Source organism: Arthrobacter sp. NicSoilB8 (genome assembly GCF_019977355.1).
Taxonomy (GTDB): domain Bacteria; phylum Actinomycetota; class Actinomycetes; order Actinomycetales; family Micrococcaceae; genus Arthrobacter.
Map to the genome: position 1 here is coordinate 1,390,197 of NZ_AP024655.1, position 22,212 is coordinate 1,412,408.

The window sequence follows — 22,212 nt, forward strand, 5'->3', positions numbered from 1 at the left end:
CACTGCCACCATTAGAGGTGGTCGTGCCGTTACCTCCCTTCACCGAACTCCTTCATTGGATTCGTACGGTGCCTTAACCGGCAGCCGTGCGCCAAGGTCGGAGCCGGCGGCGTCAGAGCCTTCTGAGACCGAGGCTCTCCCCCCAGCCGCCGCCGGCTCCCTAGAACGGTCTACAACCGGGTCCGCGCCACTGAGAAACGCGGACCCGGCATGAGCGCCATCGATGAGCGCCGCAGGGGATATCGGACACGGGGAAGCCGCTGGGCGCGACGAACCGCGCCGGTCCTGGCCTCAAGCGCCGGACCGCTCGGCAGGCACTGGACCACCGCCGACACAGCTCCGGGCCAGGCCGTTCCGGCCGCCGGAGTGGACTCCGGTACATCCTGGGCGAAACGCTACCGCCGCTGGCTCCGGATCACGGACGCCGCCATCGTCGCGATCGCCGTCGCCGCCGCCTACGCCTTCCGCCTCGAGGAAGGCCAGCCCATCCTGACCCGCGGCGGTGCGGGCGGTTCCTACCTGGCCGTGAGCATCGCCATCGTCCTGGCCTGGCTCCTGGCTCTTGAAGTGCATCGCACGCGCGAGGAGACCGTCCTCGGAATCGGCTCCGAGGAATACAAACGGGTCCTTGACGCCACACTCGGTGTCTTCGGCGGCATGGCCATCATTGTGATCCTCCTGGGCATCGATGTGGTCCGCGGCCACTTCGCGCTCGCACTCCCGGCAGGGGCCCTGCTGCTGCTGGTCAACCGCTGGCAATGGCGGGCCTGGCTGAACCGGCAAAGAGTCTATGGCCACTACCTGTCCAAAGTGATCGTCGTGGGTGAACGGGCCGATGTCGAATACGTGATCCGGCAGTTCGGCAAAGTCTCCGGAGCCGCCTACGAAGTCGTGGGCGCGGCCCTGCCTTCCGGCTACACCGAAAACCACCTGCAAATCTCCGCCGAGCGGATTCCTGTCCTGTGCGACGTCGACTCGGTCGCGGGCAAGGTCGCCGAAACGGGCGCGAACGCGGTGGTGGTGGCCGGGCGCCTTCACGGCGGCAACCGGTCCATCCGGCAGCTGGGCTGGGCTCTGGAAGGCACCAAGGCCGGACTCGTCCTGGCCTCGAGCCTTACCGACGTCGCAGGTCCACGGATCCACTGGCGGCCCGTCGAAGGCCTGCCCCTCATGCACGTGGAGCTGCCCCGGTTCACCGGCGGCAAGCACATGCTCAAGCGGCTCGTGGACATTGTGGCATCGGCCGCGGCCCTGCTGGTCCTCTCACCCCTGCTTTGCGCCCTGGCCTGGATCGTTGTCCGCGACAGCAAGGGGCCGGTATTTTTCCGGCAGGAGCGGGTCGGTCTCAACGGCGAGCGGTTCAAGATGATCAAATTCCGTTCCATGGTCACCACGGCGGAACAGGACCTGGCGGCGCTGCGCGACCTCAACGAGGGGGCGGGGCTGCTGTTCAAGCTGAAGAATGATCCGCGGATCACCACCTGCGGACGCTGGCTCAGGAAGTACTCCCTGGACGAACTGCCGCAGTTCTGGAACGTCCTGAAGGGCGACATGAGCCTCGTGGGGCCGCGGCCGCAGCTGCCGTGTGAAGTCGAGGGCTATGAGGGGTACGTGAGCCGGCGGCTCCTGATCAAACCGGGCATCACGGGTCTGTGGCAAATTAACGGCCGGTCCAACCTGGGCTGGGACGAGAGCGTCCGCTGGGACCTCTACTACGTCGAAAACTGGTCCCTGACCGGCGACATCATGATCCTGTGGCGGACGCTCCGGGTTGTTCTCCATCCCGTGGGCGCCTACTAGCAGGAGCGTCCGGAGGAGGGCCGCGCGGGAAGACTGCGGGAACGTGGGATAATTAGGCTTAATGTGTGTGACGTATTTCCCGCTGCCGGCTTCCCGGCGGGCGGGGGACGCCGCAGCGAACGCCGATCCAGGAGTCTCCGCCATGGTTGCCACCCCAGCCCACCTCCGCCGCTCTGCCGCCGCGCTCGGAAACGAAGAGGTCCTGAGGATCCGCAACGACTTCCCGATCCTGCAGCAGCACGTCAACGGCCAGCCCCTCGTCTACCTGGACTCTGGGGCCACTTCGCAGAACCCGCTCAGCGTGCTCGAGGCCGAGCAGGAGTTCTACGAGCAGCGGAACTCGGCGGTCCACCGCGGGGCGCACCACCTCGCCGTCGAGGCCACCGAGGCGTTCGAAAACGCCCGGGAAACCGTGGCGGACTTTGTCGGGGCGGAGTGGGACGAACTGATCTGGACCTCCAACGCCACGGAGGGCCTGAACCTGCTCACGTACTCCTTCCTCAACGCGTCCCTGCCCGGCGCCGCCCCGGAGGCAGCCCGGTTCGCCCTGGCCCCGGGGGACGAACTCGTCGTCACCGAGATGGAGCACCACGCCAACCTGATCCCCTGGCAGGAGCTCGCGGCCCGGACGGGCGCCGTCGTGAAGTTCATCCCGATCGACGACGCCGGCGCCCTGGACCTGGCGGCTGCCGCGGGCATCATCGGCCCGCGGACCCGTGTGCTGGCGTTCACCCACGCGTCCAACGTCCTGGGCACGATCAACCCGGTGGCCGCCCTGGTCGCCCTGGCCCGGTCCGCGGGGGCACTCGTGGTCCTCGACGCGTGCCAGTCCGCGCCGCACCTGCCCCTGGACGTCAAGGCGCTCGACGTCGACTTCGCGGTGTTCTCCGGCCACAAGATGCTCGCCCCCACAGGAATCGGCGCCCTCTACGGCCGCTCGGAGTTGCTGAACGCGATGCCGCCGTTCCTGACCGGCGGCTCCATGATCACCACCGTCACGATGGAACGGGCCGGCTTCCTGCCGAGCCCCCAGCGCTTCGAAGCCGGAACGCAGCGCATCTCGCAGGCCGTGGCACTCGCCGCGGCGGTGAACTACCTCGCCGAGACCGGGATGGACCGCATCCACGCCTGGGAAGCCGAACTCGGCCAGCGCCTCGTGCAGGGCCTGGGCGCCATTCCGGGAATCCGTGTGCTCGGCCCTGCGGCAGGGGAGGAGCGGATCGGTCTGGCGGCCTTCGACGTCGCGGGCGTCCACGCGCACGACGTCGGCCAGTTCCTGGACAGCCGGGGCATCGCCGTGCGCGTCGGCCACCACTGCGCGCAGCCGCTGCACCGCCGGCTCGGGCTGACGGCGACGACCAGGGCCAGCACCTACCTGTACAACACCACGGACGACGTGGACGCGTTCCTCAACGCTGTCGCCGATGTCCGTGCCTACTTCAAAGCCTAGGACGGACATCCATGAGTCTTGACCAGCTCTACCAGCAGATCATCCTGGAGCACTCCAAGGCCCGGCACGGCAGCGGCCTGGCCGCAGCGGCCGCACCCGAAGGTGCAAGCAGCGGCCAGTCCCACCAGCTGAACCCGACCTGCGGCGACGAGATCACCGTCCGGGTGTCCGTGGCCGGGGGGAAGGTCAGCGAGTTGCGCTGGGACGGCGACGGCTGCTCCATCTCGATGGCCTCGGCCTCCGTGCTGACGGACCTTGCCGAGGGAATGACGGTCGCGGAGCTCCGCGCCGTGATTGACAGTTTCCGCGAGGTGCTGCGTTCGCGCGGCAAGGTGCCGGCCGATCCGGAGGTGCTGGGCGACGCCGCGGCGTTCGAGGGCGTGTCCCGCTATGCGGCCCGGGTCAAGTGCGCCATGCTCTCCTGGGTGGCAGCGGAGGACGCCCTCGGCCAGGCAGCGGCCGCCTGACTCCAGTCTGACGGAACGGCGTTACGGCCTGCCCAAGCCCTTGTAGATCCAGCCGGCGGCCCGCCACTTCGCTGGATCCAGGACGTTGCGGCCGTCCAGGATGCGCGGCGCGGACACGAGCGCCTTAGCGGCGTGCGGATCCAGCTCGCGATAAGCCTGCCACTCGGTCAGCAGCAGCACGGCGTCAGCCCTGCGCAGCGTGGTGTCCAGATCCGGTTCGAGCGGGAGCTCAGGGAAGCGCTTGGCCGCATTGGCCAGCGCCTGGGGGTCGGTGACGGTCACGACGGCGCCCTGCAGCTGCAGCTGCGCCGCGGCGCTCAACGCCGGGGAGTCCCGGACGTCGTCGCTCTCGGGCTTGAAGGCCGCGCCCAGCACAGCGATCCGCTGGCCCAGCAGGGACCCGCCGCACAGTTCGCGCGTCAGCTCCACCACCCGGGTGCGGCGCCGCATGTTGATGGCATCCACTTCCCGCAGGAACGTCAGCGCCTGGTCGGCCCCCAGCTCGCCGGCCCGGGCCATGAACGCCCGGATGTCCTTGGGCAGGCAGCCGCCGCCGAACCCGATGCCCGCATTGAGGAACTTCCGGCCGATCCGCTCGTCAATCCCGATCGCATCGGCCAGCCGGGTGACGTCGGCCCCCGTGGCTTCACAGACCTCGGCCATGGCATTGATAAACGAAATCTTGGTGGCCAGGAACGAGTTTGCGGCCGTCTTCACCAGCTCCGCCGTGGCGTAGTCGAGCACGAGCCGGGGCGTCCCGCCCGCGAGCGGCGCCGCATAGACCCGGTCCAGGACGGCCACTGCGGGATGGTCTTCGCTGCCGTCCGGTGTCCCGTAGACGAACCGGTCCGGGTCCAGGGTGTCCGCCACCGCGTGGCCTTCGCGCAGGAATTCGGGATTCCACACGAGCGCGGCGCCGGGCTCCGTGTCCGCCAGCACTTCGGCCAGCCGCGCGGCGGTTCCGACCGGCACCGTCGACTTTCCGGCGACGACGTCGCCGGGGGAGAGATGGGCGGCGAGGGCCGCGACGGCGGCGTCCACGTAGCGCAGGTCGGCGCCGTTTTCGCCGCGTTTCTGCGGGGTTCCGACACAGATGAAATGGACCTCAGCGCCGCGGGCGGCCGCCATGTCGCTGGTGAATTGCAGACGGCCCGAGTGGGCGAGTTCGGCGAGGAGTTCATCCAGGGCCGGTTCGTAGAACGGGGCACGGCCGGTGGACAGCTGCGCCACCTTGTGCCCGTCCGTGTCGATGCCGACGACGTCGTGCCCCAGGGCTGCCATGGAAGCCGCGTGGACCGCGCCAAGGTATCCGCAACCGATCACCGAAATCCGCATGGCTGCCGTCCTCCCTGCCGTGGATAGTTCACAGGGTACGTGCCCGGTCCGGGTTTCGTACACGGCCGCGGAGTGCACGGGCGCGGGCAGCAATACGGCCCGCCGGCGGAGGTAACCGCCGGCGGGCCGGATTCCAGTCGTGCGGGCTGCCGGTTGTGCGGGCTGCCGGCCGTGCCGGCTGCTAGGCGAGCAGCCCGGCAATGCCGATCGCCGCCGTCGCGGCCCCCAGCACCATGGAGATGCTCACGAGGACCACATGGACGGTCAGGAAGCGCGTGGCCTTGCCGTCGGCGTCGCGGGCACGCGGGTCCTTCATGACCCGGCGCAGGAACTGCGGCCAGACCACCAGGGACCAGACTCCGGCGACGATCAGGACGACGGCGAGGAACGCGGGCAGTTCCACGGCGTTAGTGGCTCTCGAGCCAGGCCTGGGCCTGCTGGGACTGCAGGTTCAGGGCTTTGCCGACCATCGGCTCGGCGGCATCGGCGATCTTGCCGCCAAGGAACGGCACCGAGGACGTTACGTTGCCCTCGAGCTCGATCCGGGTGCCGCCGCCGTCGGACACGAGACGCTGGACAGCGCTGACGTCCAGCGGTGCGCCGGCGACCTTGAGCGAGATCTTGCTCTGCCGGGAGCCGTCGGCGGCGGGGGCCTCCCAGGCCTCCAGCTGCGTCACCTTCAGGCTTTCGCCGACAAATTTCCGGGCGATGTCGGGCATCCGCGTGGTGGGGATGGTCCGCACGGTGGTGGTGCTGAAGGCGCCGGCAGGATCTCCGTCAACGGCGAAGGATTCCAGGGTGCCGCCGACGAGTTCGCTCGTGTGGCGCAGGAAGTCTTCATTGACGAAAACCGCGGTCACGCGGTCGACGCTGTGCGGAACGGTGGTGGATGCACTCAGGGCCATGGGGGGTCCTCCGTTGTAAGGAAGTGGACGATTCGGGCTCCAACATCCTACGTGGTGTACCTGGCAGGGGCCGATTCGAGGTTTTCCAGATCCCGGGCGGCGGCGGTGATATTCCGGGACATGGCGGGAAATATGACGCTGTGGAACGGCAACACGGCGAGCCAGTACAGGCGGCCGCTGAGGCCCTTGGGGAAGAAGATGGCACGCTGACGGTAGCGGCTGCCCGTGCCGTCGTGCTCCACCGAAAGTTCGAGCCAGGCCCGGCCCGGGGCCCGCATTTCGGCCCGCAGCCGGAGCAGCCGGCCACGGTCGATCCGCTCGACCCGCCACCAGTCCACCACCTCACCCTCCGCCAGCAGGTGCGGGTGCCGGCGGCCGCGCAGCAAACCCGCCCCGCCGGTGAGCTTGTCCAGCCAGCCGCGCACCTGCCAGGCCAGCGGCAGGGAGTACCAGCCGTTCCGGCCGCCGATTCCTTCGATGACGGTCCACACGTGCTTCGGGTCCACATCGCTGGCGAAGCTGCGCTCGTCCACGTACACCGTGTGGCCGGCCCACTCCGGATCGCTTGGCAGCGGATCGGCGTCGACGCCGGCGCTGGCCCAGGTGGTCTCCACCTGGCCATCGCGTTCCTTGCCCAGGGCGAGGGCCACGGCCCGCCGGTAGGCGGTCAGGCCGCCCTCCGGCACAGGGATGTACGCGTCGATGTCATGCTCCCGGGCGACGGCGTCGTGCTGGAGCGATTCGACCAGCGGCAGGGACATCGAGAGCGGGATCGGCGTGGTCAGCGCCACCCACATGCCGGCCAGTTTCGGGGCGGGCACCGGCAGCGCCAGGACCACCCGGTGCGGCAGGCCGGCCTCGGCGGCATATTCCTTCATCATTCCCGCGTAGCTGAGCACCTGGCGGCAGCCGATGTCGAACGTCCGGTTGATGCTCCCTTCCAGCGACGCCGCGGCCACGAGGTAGTACAGGACGTCGCGGACGGCGATCGCCTCGATCTTGTTGCGCACCCAGCTCGGCGCGGGCATCAGCGGGAGCGTCTCGGACAAGTGCCGGATCATTTCGAACGACGCCGAGCCTGAACCGATGACGACGCCGGCCTGGAAGACCACTGCGTCGACCGGGCTGTCCAGGAAGACTTTCCCCACAGCCTCGCGGGAGCGCATATGGGTGGACAGTTCGGCGCCGGCCGGGTGCAGGCCGCCGAGGTACACAATCCGCTCCACCCCGGCCGCGGCCGCCGCCCGGGCTGCCGTCGCGGCCATCGCCTTTTCCTTGGCCTCGAAGCCGGACCCGGCCGCCATGGAATGCACCAGGTAGTACAGGACGTCGACGCCGTTTAGCGCCTCCCGCAGTGCCTCGCCGTCGTCGAGGCTGCTTTGGACCACCTCGACGTCGTTGAGCCACGGCACGCCGGCGATCTTGGCCGGCGTGCGGACCAGGACCTTGACCCTGTGCCCGGCTTCCAGGAGCCGGGGGACCAGGCGTCCGCCGATGTAGCCGGTGGCCCCCGTGACCAGCACGGATTTGGCGGTGGCAGGTGCGGCGGGGGCCGCCTGCGGGGCCGGAACAGGCGTTCCCGCGGGGTCAGAGGCTGCGGCGGTGCCGTTCATGGTGACTCCTTCTCATGCAGCAAGATGGCGAATGGCCTACTCAGCGATTCGGAGCGCAGGCCGCAGCGGATGGCCGCCGCCCGCTCCTTTGCCAGCCTAACCCCGCGCACATTTTCCGCGGCCGGTTCCAGGGCCGGGACGTGAGGGCCGGGACGTGCCGGCCGGGTGCGGGCGGCGCCGGGCTCCGCGGTAGGCTTGGAAGACCCGGGATTCTCGCGAATTCCGGCTATTCGTGTTGCCTGCATTTCCGTGATCATCTCAGGAGCAACAGCTATGAGCCTCAACGGCCCCTCTCTTACCGGTCTGCGCCGCGTCCTGGCCGAGGACCGAAACTATGCCCGCGTCCGGGCCGAGGCCTCCCGGGGATTCAGCGCCCGCAGCGAGGACTACCAGATCAGCGCTCCGGCCGGAATGCGGTCCACGCTGCTCGCGGAAATGGCAGACGGACTCATGACTCTCGCGGCGAACAAATCCGGCACTGCCGAGACGGGCGCGGGCGGAGCCACCGGGACGGCACCGGTCGTCCTGGCCGTCACGGCCACCGGCCGGGAGGCCGAGGACCTGACAGAGGCCCTGCGCGCCTACTTGCCCGCCGACGCCGTCGCCGAGTTCCCCAGCTGGGAAACCCTGCCGCACGAGCGGCTCTCCCCGCGCTCGGATACGGTGGGCCGCCGGTTGTCCGTGCTCCGCCGCCTGGCCCACCCCGAAGCCGCCGGCGCCGGCCCCCTGCGCGTCGTCGTGGCCCCGGTCCGCGCAGTGGTCCAGCCGCTCGTGGCGGGCCTGGGCGAACTTGTCCCCGTCACCTTGACCACCGGCCAGGAGGCCCCGTTCGGCGACGTCGTCAAGAGCCTCGCCGCGGCCGCCTACGCCCGTGTGGACATGGTCACCCGCCGCGGCGAATTCGCGGTCCGCGGCGGCATGCTGGATGTCTTCCCGCCCACCGAGGACCACCCGATCCGGGTCGAGTTTTTCGGCGATGAAGTCGAACAGATGCGCTGGTTCGCCGTCGCCGACCAGCGATCGCTGACCGCGCCCGGTGTACACCATCCCACCGAGCTGCACGCGCCGCCGTGCCGTGAAATCCTCATCACGCCGTCGGTCATGTCCCGCGCCGCGACACTGAAATCACAGCTGCCCGCTGCCGCGGACATGCTGGAAAAGATCGCCGGCGGCATCGCGGTGGAGGGCATGGAGTCGCTGGCCCCGGTCCTCGTCGATGCCATGGTCCCGCTCCTGGACCAGCTTCCGTCGGGGTCCGTCGCCGTGGTGATCGAGCCGGAAAAGGTCCGCACCCGCGCCCACGACCTCGCCGCCACCAACGAGGAGTTCCTCGAGGCGGCCTGGTCGACGGCGTCCGATGGCGGAACAGTGCCTCTGGCATTGGATACTGTTTTGAGTTCCGCGGCGTCTGAGGCCCTGCATTCGGCCAGCTTCCGGTCACTGACCGACACCCGCACCACCGCCCTCGCCCACGGCGTCTCCTGGTGGTCCATCACCTCCCTCGCCACCGACGAGGAACTCCTGCCCGACGTCGACGTCCTGAACCTGCATGCCCGCGAGCCCCGCGGCTACCAGGGCGAAGTGGCCGAAATGATGGACTTCATCGGCTCCCGCGTCCGGGACCAGTGGCGGATCGTGGTGGTCACGGAGGGGCCCGGGCCGGCCCAGCGCCTCGCCGAGCTCTTCCACGACAACAACATCCCCTGCGCCCGGGTCGACAGGCTCGACGACGAGCCGCAGCCCGGACTGATCGAGGTGACCACCGCCGCCGTCGGCCGTGGTTTTGTCCTGGAGCCGCTCAAGCTGGCGCTGCTGACCGAGGCTGACCTGCTGGGCCGGACGTCCGCAGGGTCCACCAAGGACATGCGCCGGATGCCGTCCAAGCGGCGGAACGCCGTGGATCCGCTCCAGCTCGTGGCCGGGGACTCCGTGGTGCATGAACAGCACGGCATCGGACGTTTCGTGGAGCTCATCCAGCGCAGGGTCGCGGGCGGGGGCGAAGGGGTGCGGGAATACCTGGTCCTGGAGTACGCCCCGTCCAAGCGCGGAGCCCCGGGTGACCGGCTGTTCGTGCCCACCGACCAGTTGGACCAAGTCACCCGGTATGTCGGCGGGGACACTCCGGCCCTGAGTAAGATGGGCGGCGCGGACTGGGCCAGCACCAAGTCCAAGGCCCGCAAGGCCGTCAAGGAGATCGCCGGGGAGCTGATCCGGCTGTACTCGGCCCGGATGGCCTCCCGCGGCTTCGCCTTCGGCCCGGACACCCCGTGGCAGCGGGAGCTTGAGGAGGCCTTCCCATACGTGGAGACCCCGGACCAGCTGACCACCATCAACGAGGTCAAGGCCGACATGGAGCGCGAGATCCCGATGGACCGGCTCATTTCCGGCGACGTCGGCTACGGCAAGACCGAGATCGCCGTGCGGGCGGCGTTCAAGGCGGTCCAGGACGGCAAGCAGGTCGCCGTGCTGGTGCCCACAACCCTGCTGGCCCAGCAGCATTACGAGACGTTCACCGAACGGTTTTCCGGGTTCCCGCTCGTCGTCAAGCCGCTGTCCCGCTTCCAGGGCGGGAAGGAGGCCAAGGAGACGGCCGAAGGGGTCAAATCGGGTGCCGTGGATGTTGTGATCGGCACGCACCGGCTCCTGTCCAAGGACTTTGGCTTCAAGGACCTGGGCCTGGTGATCGTGGATGAGGAGCAGCGCTTCGGCGTCGAACACAAGGAGGCGCTGAAGAAGATGCGCACCAACGTGGACGTCCTGGCCATGAGCGCCACACCGATTCCCCGGACCCTGGAGATGTCCCTGACCGGGATCCGCGAAACGTCCACCCTGGCCACGCCGCCGGAGGAGCGCCACCCCGTGCTGACCTACGTGGGGCCGTACACGGACAAGCAGACCTCCGCCGCGATCCGCCGTGAGCTCATGCGCGAAGGACAGGTGTTCTTCGTCCACAACCGGGTGTCCACGATCGACCGCACTGCCGCCAAGATCCGCGAACTGGTCCCGGAGGCCCGGGTGGAGGTGGCGCACGGGCAGATGTCCGAGAGCCGGCTGGAGCAGATCATCGTGGACTTCTGGGAGAAGCGCTTCGATGTCCTGGTCTGCACCACCATCATTGAGACCGGCCTGGACATCTCCAACGCCAACACCCTGATTGTGGACGGCGCGGACAAGTACGGCCTCTCCCAGCTGCACCAGCTGCGCGGACGGGTGGGCCGCGGCCGTGAACGGGCCTACGCCTACTTCCTCTACCCCTCGGAAAAGCCGCTCGGCGAGGTGGCGCTGGAACGGCTCAAGGCCGTCGCCACGCACAACGAGCTCGGCGCCGGCATGCAGCTGGCCATGAAGGACCTGGAGATCCGCGGCGCCGGCAACCTGCTCGGCGGCGAGCAGTCCGGCCATATCCAGGGCGTAGGGTTCGACCTCTACATCCGGCTCGTGGGCGAGGCCGTGGCCGAATACCGGGGCGAGGCCGAGGAGAAGGCCGCGGAAATGAAGATCGAGCTGCCGGTCAACGCGCACCTGCCGCACGACTACGTGCCCGGCGAACGGCTGCGCCTTGAGGCCTACCGCAAACTCGCCAGCGCCATCACCCACGAGGCGATCGACGAGGTCCGCGCCGAACTCGTGGACCGCTACGGCGAACTGCCGCTGCCCGCAACGAACCTGATCGACGTCGCCCGCTTCCGGGTGGGGGCCCGCGAAGCCGGCCTGTCCGACGTCGCGCTGCAGGGCAACTTCATCAAGTTCTCCCCGGCGCAGCTGCCCGAGTCCAAGCTCATGCGCCTCACCCGGATGTACCCCGGCGCGCAGGCGAAACCGGCCCTGGACGCGGTGCTCATCCCCAAACCGAAAACGGCCAGGATCGGCGGCCGGGACCTGCAGGACGCCGAAATCCTGGAGTGGGCCAACGGCGTTATCCGCAACATCTTCTCCGACGCGCCGCTGTCGGTCACACCGGCGGTGAAATAACAGAATGATGGGTGGACATCATGCCGCGTCGGGGGCCGCGGCCTGGGTAGCCATTGCCTCGACCGGCCCGTACGCGCTGGGCTGGTATCCGCTGGATCCGACCGGGATCGTGATCGGCGCCATGGCGACGGCGGGGACCGCGCTGGTCTGCGACTGGGACCACCGCGCCAGCACCGTGGCGCACGCGCTGCCGCCGCTGTCGAACCTGGTGGCGCGCGGCATTGAGCACGTCAGCGGGGGCCACCGGCAGGGCACGCATTCGGTGATCGGCGCGGTGTTCTTCGTGCTGCTGGCCACGATCGCCGGGCAGCTGCAGGTGCAGACCCAGTGGGGGCTGCTGTCCGTCGGGGCGGGCTTGCTGTGCATGTTCATGATCAACATCGCCGCGAAGGCCCTGAAGCTCTTCCCGAAGTACGGCTGGATCAGCAACTGGGTGTTCGCGCTGGCCATGGCGGGCCTGGTGACATGGTTTGCCCCGCACCAGTGGACCTGGCTGCCGGTCTCGATGCTCACCGGCGTGCTGGTGCACATCGTGGGGGACATGATCACCACCGGCGGAGTGCCGCTGCTCTGGCCGATTGTCATCAAGCCGCCGAAGGTCCTGCGGAAACTGCCGTTGCTCAAGAACGTCTGGAAGGCCAACGGGGCGTTCTCCATCCCGCTGCTGGGGCGGGCAGGCTCGCGGCGGGAGTGGCTCGTCCTCATCCCGGTCAGCGGCTACGCGATGGTGGGGATGTTCGGCGCGGGACTGGCCGTGGCCAAGGCGCACTTCCCGGCGGCCCTGGCGCTCGGCATGGGGCTGGTCAGGGGCCTGTTCGCGCTGCTGCCCGGGTAGCGTGCCTGTTTAAATGACTGAAGCTCCGGAAAATCTCCGGAGCTTCAGTCATTTAAGGAATGGGAGAGCCTAGTTTTCGCCCGCCGAGTCCGAACGGCCCAGCAGCGTCTGCGGGATCCAGAAGGCGAGGGCGAAGAGGACCAGGCAGACGGCCATCGGCCACGGGTTGGCCAGCGTCAGGAAGGACAGCGAGTAGATCGCCCCCAGGAACAGAACGATCATCGGCACGAACAGTGCGATGCTGGATCCGAGGCTGTTCTCGACCTGCCGGGACTGGGTGTTGTTGCTGGACATACGTTCCTCCTCGGCCCCTGGGGGCTCAAAACTGTGGGCGCTGCCGAAACGGATCAGTACGCGGACGAACCCTGTCCACCCGTGACGATCGCGATGCCGGAGCTGGCGCCAATACGTGTTGCACCTGCAGCAATCATAGCCTGTGCATCAGCCAGGGAACGCACGCCGCCGGAGGCCTTGACACCCACGTCGGGGCCCACGGTGCGGCGCATGAGGGCGACGTCCCCGGCCGTGGCCCCGCCGCCGTTGAAGCCCGTGGAGGTCTTGACGAAGTCGGCCCCGGCCTCCACGGCAGCCTGGCAGGCCAGCACCTTCTGCTCATCGCTCAGCAGCGCCGTTTCGATGATGACCTTCAGGATGGCCCCGCCTTCGTGGACGGCCTCGGCGACGGCGGCGATGTCGTCTACCAGCGCGCCCTTGTCATTGGCGCGGGCCGCGGCGATGTTGATGACCATGTCCACTTCCTCGGCACCGTCCAGGACGGCGCCGCGGGCCTCGAAGGCCTTGACGTCGCTCGGCGTGGCGCCGAGCGGGAATCCTACGACGGAACACGTCAGCACCCCGGAGCCCTTCAGTGCGGTCTTGACGGTTTTGACCCAGACCGGGTTCACGCAGACCGACTTGAAATGGTACTCGGCGGCCTCGGCGCAGACCTTGAGGATCTCGGCCTCGCTGGCCTCGGGCTTGAGCAGGGTGTGGTCGATGTAGGAGGCGATGTCGGGCGTGCCTCCGGTGGCGGCTTCGTGGCTCATGCTGGTCCCTTTCCTGGCGGGCCTCGGGACGCGGCGGTCCCTTCCCGGGCCTTGTGGGCCTGCGGGCCCTGGCGGCGCCGCTTGGTTCGCGGCTTATCAGGTGACCATCTTGCCATAGGAACGGGCCCGCCGGATGCCTCCGCCGGGCCCGTTCCGGGACGCTCAGGCGGCCGCCGCCAGGGGCCGGGCCATGGTGGCCTGGAGCAGCTGGGAGGCGCACACCGATGCGGCGGAACCGGATGCCACGAGCAGCCCCAGCCGGACGCCGTCGTAGGCTGCCGCGTCGCCGATTGCCCAGATGCCCGGCACGGAGGTGCGGAAGTCCTGGCCGATGACGATCCCGCCGCCGGGCGCGGTGGTGAGTCCGGCCGTGGCGGCCAGTTCGTCGCGGGCAATGCGCTCCTCGGCGAGGATTACCAGGTCACCGCTCATGCTGGAGCCGTCCTCGAAGACGATGCCGGACGCCGGCAGCACGGACCCGGCGAGGGTCGGAACGACGGCGGCGGGACGGACGGTGGTGCGGACGGGGCGGACGCCGCGGGACCGGAGGACGGCCTCGGCCTGGCCCGCGGCCGAGCCCGTGCCGACCAGGATGCCCAGGGGACGCCGGCCCAGGACCCGGGTGACGTCCTTGACGGCTTCGCCCAGCCGGGCGGCGTCGTCGATCGTGGAGTAGCTCAGGCACCGTGCGGCGCCTTCCACCGGAGCGTCGGCGGGGGCGGACCCGGTGGCGATGACGAGTTCGTCATAGGCGAATTCCATGCCGTCGGCGGTGGTGATGCGGCGGTTCCCCGCATCGATGTAGCTGGCAGGCTGGCCGAAACGGACCGACACCTGGGGCAGGACGGCGAGTTCCAGGAGTTCCTCGGGTGCGTCGTCGCGGTTGCTGAGGACCGTGATGGCACCGGCAAACGGGGTCCGGGTGAGCTGGCGGACGAGGGCCTGGGCGGCCGGGCCGGCGCCGGCGATGACGATCCTGGGCCGGGCGGCCGTGGTGGCCGTCGTGGCAGAGGCGGTGCCGGAGGCGGCTGATGTCGGGGACGACGTGGTGGGAGACAATGCCGGAGCGGACATGTTCAGGCCCTTTCGCTGGGGTGGCCATGATGTGGCCGGTGTGCTTGATAAGCCCAGCGTAGGCGGCCGATTTTTCCGGGGTGTTTCCCGGGCGTTGCCGCTTTTGCCCTCTCTGTTCGCCAGTATTTACCGGCCGGTAATGTCGTGCGTCACACCCCGCGAAGGTGGTAACAAGGCAACGCGGGGTCACTTGGCGCCCATAAGTCACGGCGGGACGGGCTCTAAGTGACCCCGCGTTGCGTTAGACCCGGATCCGGTAGCCGCGCTTCACGACCGTTTCGACGAGCCGGGTGTCCGGCAGGGCGGACCGCAGCCGGCTGACGGTCATGTCCAGGGCATGCACGGAGCCGCGCAGTTCCAGGAGATCCGAGAGTGCTTCGCGGGACAGCACGGCCCCGCCGGCGCCGATCAGCGCGCGCAGCAGCAGCAGGGGCGCCGGTGCCATCTCGATCGGTTCGCCGTTGATGCGCAGCGAGCGGCCGCGCAGCTCCACACTGCCGGCCACGGTGTCCAGCCGGCGGACGTGGTTGAGCGCCAGGTGCTCGCAGACCAGCCGGATCAGGGCGCCCATCCGGAACCGTTCCGGGATCAGCGGGTGGAGTCCGGCGTCCAGCAGCGGCTGGGCGGTGATGGGTCCGACGACGGCGGTCGCCACGGTGGTCTTCAGGCTCTCCACGAGCTGCTTGTAGACGCCCATCTCGTGCGCAGTGCTCCACATCGCATCGACGGCGGGGGCACTCGTGAAGGTCAGGACATCCAGGTTGCCGCTGACCGCGGCTTCGATGAGCTTGGGCAGCCGGTCGGCGCCGTCCGGCTTGACCCAGCGGTACGGGGTGACCGTCAGGACCGTGGCGCCGGACATGCGCAGCCGCTCGAGCTGCCGGACATCGGTGTAGCCGTGCAGCTGCACCGCGACCGTCTTGCCCCGCACGCCCTCGGCCAGGAGCATGTCCACCAGTGTGGAGGTGGTCTCGTCGCTGCTGATCCCGACGTCGGCGAGTCCGGCCGCGCGGACAGCGCCGCGGGCCTTGGGCCCGCGGACGAACATGCGGGTGGCGGACAGGGTCTCGAGCAGCTGTTCGCCAATGCCGAACGTGTCCGCCGCCTCGCACCAGCGGCGCATGCCGTACGCGGTGGTAGCGATGCAGAGATCGGGCCGGGCATCGATAATCGCCCGGGTGTCCTCGATCAGGCTCTGGTCCTCCCGGACCGGGGCGATTTTCAGCGCCGGGGCGTGAAGCACCTCGGCACCGCGGCGCTCCAGGGCCTCGATGAGGTCCTGGGAGCGGCGGTGCGAGGTGACGCCGATCCGGAAGCCGTCCAAGGGCAGGTCCTTCTCGGACCCGTCTTCGGCGGGTTCCGGTGCGGCGGTGCCGGACGTGTGGGGCGGTGCGGCGGCGCCGGGCTCGGGGAAGGCTGCGGCGATGGCGTTCAGTGCGCTCATGACAATCCTTATGCTTCCATCAGTGATGCGGCCAGGCGGTCAAGCTCGGCCGTGGCCTCGGCGGAGCCCCTGTTGGCCTCGGCCACCCGGACGACCTCACCGATCACCAGGACGGCCGGGTTGCTGCAGCCCGCGGCTGCGGTGGTGATGGTGCCCAGCTCGGCGATCGTGGTGCGCTGGCCGGGGCGGTAGCCGCGTTCGACGACGGCCATCGGCATGTCGGCCCGCATCCCGGCCCGGCGAAGGCCGGCCGCGAGGTGGTGCAGGGTGCCGATGCCCATCAGGACCACAATGGTCCCGCCGAGCCCGGCCAAGTGCGTCAGTTCGTTCTCCGTCAGCGGGGCGTGGCCGGAGACCACGGTGAACATGTGGCTGACTTCGCGGTGCGTGACCGGAATGCCGGCTGCCGCGGGCACCGAGATGGCGCTCGTGACGCCGGACACCACGCGGACCGGGACCCCGGCAGCAACGCAGGAAGCGACTTCTTCACCGCCGCGGCCGAAGACATAGGGGTCCCCGCCCTTGAGGCGGACCACATTGTTGCCGGCCAGCGCGCTTTCGACCATGAGCTTTTCGATGTCGCCCTGGCTGACCTTGTGGTGGCCGGGCTTCTTGCCCACATCCACCAGTTCGGCCGAGGTCAGGGACGGGAGCTCATGGTACGGGGCGAGCCGGTCGTAGAAGACGACGTCGGCGTCCCGCAGCGCCGCCACGGCGGCGACGGTCAGCAGTTCGGTGGTCCCGGGGCCGCCGCCGACCAGCGTGACGTGTCCGGCCGGTCCGGCCGCCGGCTCGGCCGCCACCGGAATGCCGGTGGCACGGCACCGGTCCAGGAGGGCTTCCCAGCCGGGCTGGCCGTCCTCGACTGCCGCGACCAGGAACGGGCGCTCCGGCAGCGGGCCGTCAACGCCGGCGCCCTGCGGGGTGCTGAGGCGGTATACGACGGCGCCGGCTGCTTCGTAGCGCCGCACGGCCTGGCGCGCGGCGTGGTCGGCTCCGGTGACCAGGACTTCGCGTCCGGTGAGATCAATGCTGAGCTGCATGGCTATACCTCGTTCTGGTCAAGCAGTTCAGGGGTCGTGGCACGGACCGGGATGGAAGAGCCGATCAGGACGGGCTGCTGACCGGCCAGGGCCTTTTCTTCTGCCGTGGCGGGGCGCATCTGGCCGCGCTCGTCGGGGACGAAGGTGATGGAATCGTCCTTCTGGTCCGGGGCGTTGACGAAGGAGCGGAAGCGGCGGAGGCGCTCGGGATCCTTCAGGGTGTCGGCCCATTCGTCGATGTAGGTGTCAACGTGCTTGGCCATGGCGGCTTCGAGGTCCGCGGCGATGCCCAGGGTGTCGTGCACCACGACGTCCTCAACGTGCTTGATGCCGCCGTCGAGCTCTTCCTGCCAGCGCGCGGTGCGCTGCAGGCGGTCGGCGGTGCGGATGTAGTACATGAAGTAGCGGTCGATGTACTTGATGAGGGTTTCATCGTCAAGGTCCTTGGCCAGCAGCTGGGCGTGCGCCGGGGTGGCCCCGCCGTTGCCGCCGACGTACAGGTTCCAGCCGTCCGCCGTGGCGATGACACCGACATCCTTGCCCCGGGCCTCGGCACATTCGCGGGCGCAGCCGGAGACGCCCATCTTCAGCTTGTGCGGGCTGCGGAGGCCGCGGTAGCGCAGTTCGAGCTGGATGGCCATGGCCACCGAGTCCTGGACCCCGAACCGGCACCAGGTGGAGCCGACGCAGGACTTCACGGTCCGCAGGCTCTTGCCGTAGGCCTGGCCGGATTCGAACCCGGCGTCCACGAGCAGCTTCCAGATTTCCGGAAGCTGCTCCAGCCGGGCACCGAACATGTCGATCCGCTGGCCGCCGGTGATCTTGGTGTAGAGGCCGTACTGCTCGGCGACCGCGGCGATCACGCCGAGCTTCTTCGGGGTGATCTCGCCGCCGGCGATGCGCGGGACCACCGAGTAGGTGCCGTCCTTCTGCATGTTGGCCAGGGCACGGTCGTTGGTGTCCTGCAGGGTGCCGCGTCCGGCGTCCAGGACGTAGGCGCTGTTCTGGCTGGCCAGGATGTTGGCGATGGTCGGCTTGCAGATGTCGCAGCCGTCGCCGGTGCCGTACTTGGCCATGATCTCCTCGAAGGAGGTCAGTTCCAGGACGCGGATGGCGTCGAAGAGTTCCTGGCGGGACAGTTCGATGTGCTCGCACAGCGCCTTCGAGACCTCGACGCCGGATTTGGTGAGTTCGCTTTCGAGCAGTTTCTTGAGCATCGGCACGCACGAGCCGCAGCTGGTTCCGGCGCGGGTGCAGCCCTTGAGTTCGCCGAGTTCCTGGACGGGCGCGTTGCCGTCGCAGGCGCCGCAGCCGTTGACGGTGTCGCGGATGGTTCCGGCCGTCACGTTGTTGCAGGAACACAGGATGGCGTCGTCCGGCAGTTCGGTTTCGGGGGCGTCGCCGCCGCCGGCCGCGGTGAGGTAGGCGCCGGGTTCGGCGGCGAGTTCGCGGCCCAGCATGGGGCGCAGGGAAGTGTAGGGGGCGGCGTCGCCGACAAAGATGCCGCCAAGAAGGGTCTTGGCGTCGTCCGTGGTGACGATCTTCTGGTAGACACCGCGGGCCGGGTCGGCGTACACGATCTCAAGGGAGTGTTCCGTGCGTGCGAACGCGTCGCCGAAGCTTGCCACGTCGACGCCGGAGAGCTTGAGCTTGGTGGCCGTGTCGAAGCCGGGGAAGGTTGCGTCGCCGCCGTGGAGCCGGTCCGCGACGATTTCGGCCATGGTGTTGGCCGGGGCCACGAGGCCCAGGCACATGCCGCCGAAGTTGGCGACCTCGCCGATGGCCCAGATGCCGGGAACCTCGGTGGAGCAGTCGTCGGAGATGACGACGCCGCCGCGCTGGCCGAGCTGGAACTGCTGCTCTTCACCTTCTGCGGCGCGGAACAGCTCATCGCGGGGCCGGACGCCGATCGCAACGATCACGATGTCGGCCTCGACCACACGGCCGTCGGCCATGAGGACGCCGGTGACCTGGCCGTCGTCGTCGGAGAGGACCTCGGAGGGGAATACGCCGCCGTGGACGGTGAAGCCCTTGGCCTCGATGAGCCGGCCGAGCGCCTGACCGGCGCCCTCGTCAAGCTGGGTGTTCATGAGCCAGGGGGAGCCGTTGATGACGATCGGGGTGGCGCCGAGCTGTTCGGTGCCCGCGGCCGATTCGAGGCCCAGCAGACCGCCGCCGATGGTGACCGCGTTGACCTTGCGGCCAAGCTTCGCGGTGAGCTCCGCGATCGCCTTGTTAATGGACCAGACGTCCTCAAGCGTGCGGTACACGTGGGTGAGTTCTGCGCCCGGGATGGGCAGGCGCGCCGCGTCCGAGCCCGTGGCGACGACCAGCTCGTCATACGGGTAGACGGTTCCGGCCGCGGTCCTGACCGACTTGCCGGCGGCATCGATGCTGACGACGCGCTCGCCGGTCTTCAGGTTCAGCGCCTCGTGGTCCCACATGGAGGCGCTGCCCAAGGTGAGGTCGACGTCGCTGTCCGTGAGCGCCTTGCTCAACGCGACGCGGTCATAGGGGAGGTGGGCTTCCTCGGTGAGGACTGTTACATGCCAGCCGTCGAGTCCGCGGGCGTGCATGGCATCGGCGAAACGGTGCGCCGCGGGGCCGCCGCCGGCCACCACAATACGGCGCGGGGCGGCGCTGGCTGCGCCCTGGTTCGGGTGGCTTGAAGGGTGTCCGGTCACGGTGGGCCTTTCGCATGGGCCGCAGACGGTGCTCTGCAGCTTGTCGTTCCAGACTAGGCAACGGGAATTTCGCTTCAGTTTCCCTTATGTTTCGTGATCTTAACTTCTGCATCACGAATGCATTTCCGGCCGTGTGAGCACTCTTTTACGCGTTGGACACATCCGGCACGTCCCGATGAAACACCGCCCGCCTAGCTTGAATATGTGGCCGCAACAGCGGTTGAGCCCGTATGGGATGTATTAGAGAGGGGCCGGGATGACCGCCGTACTTGAAACCGCAATCAACGACGCAGTAGAGGACCAGGCCGCCGGGCAGGCTGTTGTATCCGGCTGGCACCGTGTGTGCGCCGTAGCGGACCTGGAGCCCGGCTGGGGCGAGGCTGCACTGATTTCCGGACGCCAGATCGCGCTGTTCCGGACCGTGACCGGTGAGGTTTTCGCCGTCGCCCAGGAGGACCCCGCCACCGGCGCGCACGTGATGGCCCGGGGTATCACCGGTTCCCGCGGCTCGCGCCCGACCATCGCCTCGCCGCTGCACAAGGAGGTCTACGACCTCGAAACCGGGGAGTGCCTCGTCAACCCTGAGCTGAGCCTGCCGTCCTACCGCACCCGGGTCGTGGACGGCTTCATCGACGTCGAGGTCAGGTAAAGGCCTCTTATCCGATTGCGGCCGGCTAGAGTCCGAGGGCCTCACGGACGTCGGCCAGGACGCTGTCCAGCGCGGCGCGGGCCTCGGTCCGGGCCTCCGGCAGTTCGGCGGCCGAGTCGACACCGCGGATGACTTCGAGGTAGCACTTGAGCTTCGGTTCCGTGCCGCTGGGGCGGATGATGACGCGGCTGAGGTCCTTGGTCAGATACAGCAGGCCTTCGGTGGGCGGGAGGTGCTCGCTGCCGACCGCCAGGTCGGTGACGGTCTCGACGCCGGAACCGCCGAAGGCTTCGGGCGGGCTGACCCGCAGCCGGTTCATCATCGCGTCCAGCAGGCCGAGGTCCGCCACCCGGATGCTCAGCTGGTCGCTCGCGTGCAGGCCGTGCACGAGGTAGAGCTCATCCAGGGTGTCAAAGATGGTCTTGCCCTCGGCTTTTGCGGCCGCCGCGAGTTCGGCGATGAGGACCGCGGCCGAAATCCCGTCCTTGTCGCGCACCAGCGAGGGGGCGACGCAGTAACCCAGCGCCTCCTCGTAGCCGTAGACGAGCCCCGGCACGCGGGCGATCCACTTGAAGCCGGTCAGGGTTTCCTCATGGGCGTAGCCCGCCGCGGCCGCAATCCGCGCCAGCAGCCGGGAGGACACGATCGAGTTGGCGAACACGCCGGCCGGTGCCTGACCGCCGGCGGCCTGCCGGGCCACGATATGGGCGCCCAGCAGGGCTCCGACCTCGTCGCCGCGCAGCATGCGCCAGGCGCCGGTGGCCGGGTCCTTCGCCGCCACGGCGGCCCGGTCGGCGTCGGGGTCGTTGGCGATCACGATGTCGGCGTCCTCGCGCGCTGCCGTCTCGAGGGCCAGGTCCAGGGCTCCGGGTTCCTCGGGATTGGGGAAGTTCACCGTCGGGAAGTCGGGGTCCGGCTGTGCCTGTTCCGTGACGAGCGTGACGTCGGCGAAACCTGCCGCGTTCAGCACCGCCACCGCCGTTTCCCCGCCCACGCCGTGCATGGGGGTCAGGACGATCTTCAGCCCGCGGGCCGGGAAGTGCTCCCGAGCAGCCAGGGCCGCGACGGCGCGCTGGTACTCGGCGGCGATGGAGGGTGCCAGGACGGTCCAGCCGTCCGCGGCCAGGACGATTGAATCGAGGGCGCCGACGGCGTCGATCCGCTCTGCAATCAGCGCATCGTAGGGCGCCACGATCTGGGCGCCGCGGCCGCTCTCCTCGACGGCATGACGGCCGAGGTACACCTTGTAGCCGTTGTCCTGCGGCGGGTTGTGGCTGGCGGTGACCATGACGCCGCCGTCGCAGTCCAGGGCCCGCACCGCATAGGCGAGCAGCGGGGTGGGCAGCGCGGCGGGCATGAGGAAGGTTTCCACGCCGGCAGCGGTGAGGATCGCGGCGGTTTCCGCCGCGAAAATATCGGAGTTGTAGCGGGCGTCAAAGCCGACGACGGCGCGCGGCCGGGTGCCGGGGGAGGCCTGCGCGACCGCGGAGGTGAGGAAGGCGGTGAAGCCTGCTGCGGCGCGGCGCACCACTACACGGTTCATCCGGTTCGGGCCCGGGCCGAGGGCTGCCCGCAGTCCGGCCGTGCCGAACTGCAGGGTGCCGCTGAAGCTGTCGGCCAGTTCCTGCCGGGCCACCGCGACGCCGGCATCGGTGAGACGGACCAGCTCGGACAGTGCGGCGGCAGTGGCGGGGTCCGGGTCCTGGTCTGCCCAGTCGCGGGCATCGCTCAGGAGTCGGCCGAGGTCGGCATCAGAAGACGTCATAGGAACCAAACTATCGCCAATCGCGTCCGATTCCGCCCCGGCAATCGGGAGTCGGGGTTTCAGTTGCATCACGTCCGGCCCGAACGCCCTGAACACGTGAGGCCTTGACACCCAAATTTCCGGACACGTA

17 protein-coding genes are annotated in these 22,212 nt (G+C 69.1%); 6 read left to right on the top strand and 11 right to left on the bottom strand.

Going from position 1 to position 22,212, the window contains the following annotated elements; genetic code table 11:
• Positions 1-210 precede the first annotated feature (210 nt).
• From LDO15_RS06205 to sufU, 3 genes are all read left to right on the top strand, one after another.
• Positions 211-1,800, top strand: coding sequence for a sugar transferase (locus tag LDO15_RS06205; RefSeq protein WP_223985074.1), 1,590 nt, complete (start codon positions 211-213; stop codon positions 1,798-1,800).
• Between the two features lie 142 nt (positions 1,801-1,942).
• Positions 1,943-3,250, top strand: coding sequence for a SufS family cysteine desulfurase (locus tag LDO15_RS06210; protein ID WP_223985076.1), 1,308 nt, complete (start codon positions 1,943-1,945; stop codon positions 3,248-3,250).
• 11 nt (positions 3,251-3,261) lie between these two features.
• Positions 3,262-3,717: a Fe-S cluster assembly sulfur transfer protein SufU gene (gene sufU, locus LDO15_RS06215; protein WP_223985078.1), complete on the top strand. Its 456-nt coding sequence runs from the start codon at positions 3,262-3,264 to the stop codon at positions 3,715-3,717.
• A 21-nt stretch (positions 3,718-3,738) separates the two neighbouring features.
• Here the strand turns inward: sufU and LDO15_RS06220 are convergent, their stop codons facing one another.
• From LDO15_RS06220 to LDO15_RS06235, 4 genes are all read right to left on the bottom strand, one after another.
• Entirely contained in the window at positions 3,739-5,052 is a 1,314-nt protein-coding gene (locus tag LDO15_RS06220; protein ID WP_223985080.1) for a UDP-glucose/GDP-mannose dehydrogenase family protein, read from the bottom strand.
• Positions 5,053-5,233: 181 nt separating this feature from the next.
• Complete coding sequence (locus LDO15_RS06225; protein ID WP_223985083.1) at positions 5,234-5,455, bottom strand: hypothetical protein; 222 nt, start codon at positions 5,453-5,455, stop codon at positions 5,234-5,236.
• Positions 5,456-5,459: 4 nt separating this feature from the next.
• Complete coding sequence (locus tag LDO15_RS06230) at positions 5,460-5,957, bottom strand: DUF2505 domain-containing protein (RefSeq protein ID WP_223985085.1); 498 nt, start codon at positions 5,955-5,957, stop codon at positions 5,460-5,462.
• 47 nt (positions 5,958-6,004) lie between these two features.
• Positions 6,005-7,570 carry an SDR family oxidoreductase gene (locus LDO15_RS06235; protein ID WP_223985087.1) on the bottom strand — a complete coding sequence of 522 codons (1,566 nt, stop codon included), beginning with the start codon at positions 7,568-7,570 and terminating at the stop codon, positions 6,005-6,007.
• A 273-nt stretch (positions 7,571-7,843) separates the two neighbouring features.
• On the opposite strand from LDO15_RS06235, the gene mfd reads away from it, so the two are divergent.
• Both mfd and LDO15_RS06245 read left to right on the top strand, forming a co-directional pair.
• On the top strand, positions 7,844-11,542 hold the full coding sequence (mfd, locus tag LDO15_RS06240; protein ID WP_223985089.1) for a transcription-repair coupling factor: 3,699 nt from the start codon (positions 7,844-7,846) through the stop codon (positions 11,540-11,542).
• Between the two features lie 4 nt (positions 11,543-11,546).
• Positions 11,547-12,377 carry a metal-dependent hydrolase gene (locus LDO15_RS06245; RefSeq protein ID WP_223985091.1) on the top strand — a complete coding sequence of 277 codons (831 nt, stop codon included), beginning with the start codon at positions 11,547-11,549 and terminating at the stop codon, positions 12,375-12,377.
• A gap of 69 nt (positions 12,378-12,446) precedes the next feature.
• On the opposite strand, the gene LDO15_RS06250 is transcribed toward LDO15_RS06245, so the two are convergent.
• The 6 genes from LDO15_RS06250 to nirB all read right to left on the bottom strand — a co-directional run bounded on the left by LDO15_RS06250 (position 12,447) and on the right by nirB (position 19,560).
• Positions 12,447-12,671, bottom strand: a complete 225-nt coding sequence (locus LDO15_RS06250) for a hypothetical protein (protein WP_223985093.1) — start codon at positions 12,669-12,671, stop codon at positions 12,447-12,449.
• Between the two features lie 53 nt (positions 12,672-12,724).
• The gene (deoC, locus tag LDO15_RS06255; protein WP_223985096.1) at positions 12,725-13,423 is read right to left on the bottom strand and encodes a deoxyribose-phosphate aldolase; all 699 of its coding nucleotides are present in this window, start codon (positions 13,421-13,423) and stop codon (positions 12,725-12,727) included.
• 162 nt (positions 13,424-13,585) lie between these two features.
• Complete coding sequence (locus LDO15_RS06260; RefSeq protein ID WP_223985098.1) at positions 13,586-14,497, bottom strand: FAD-dependent oxidoreductase; 912 nt, start codon at positions 14,495-14,497, stop codon at positions 13,586-13,588.
• Positions 14,498-14,738: 241 nt separating this feature from the next.
• Positions 14,739-15,941 (bottom strand): uroporphyrinogen-III synthase, encoded by a 1,203-nt coding sequence (locus tag LDO15_RS06265; RefSeq protein WP_223985101.1) that lies wholly within the window; start codon positions 15,939-15,941, stop codon positions 14,739-14,741.
• Positions 15,942-15,949: 8 nt separating this feature from the next.
• Positions 15,950-16,984 carry a uroporphyrinogen-III C-methyltransferase gene (cobA, locus tag LDO15_RS06270; protein WP_223985105.1) on the bottom strand — a complete coding sequence of 345 codons (1,035 nt, stop codon included), beginning with the start codon at positions 16,982-16,984 and terminating at the stop codon, positions 15,950-15,952.
• Between the two features lie 2 nt (positions 16,985-16,986).
• Positions 16,987-19,560, bottom strand: a complete 2,574-nt coding sequence (gene nirB / locus LDO15_RS06275) for a nitrite reductase large subunit NirB (RefSeq protein ID WP_263428377.1) — start codon at positions 19,558-19,560, stop codon at positions 16,987-16,989.
• 364 nt (positions 19,561-19,924) lie between these two features.
• Here nirB and nirD point away from each other — a divergent pair, with 364 nt between their 5' ends.
• Entirely contained in the window at positions 19,925-20,317 is a 393-nt protein-coding gene (gene nirD, locus LDO15_RS06280) for a nitrite reductase small subunit NirD (protein ID WP_223985110.1), read from the top strand.
• A 25-nt stretch (positions 20,318-20,342) separates the two neighbouring features.
• Here nirD and LDO15_RS06285 read toward each other — a convergent pair whose 3' ends face one another.
• Complete coding sequence (locus tag LDO15_RS06285; RefSeq protein WP_223985113.1) at positions 20,343-22,082, bottom strand: phospho-sugar mutase; 1,740 nt, start codon at positions 22,080-22,082, stop codon at positions 20,343-20,345.
• Positions 22,083-22,212: the final 130 nt, after the last annotated feature.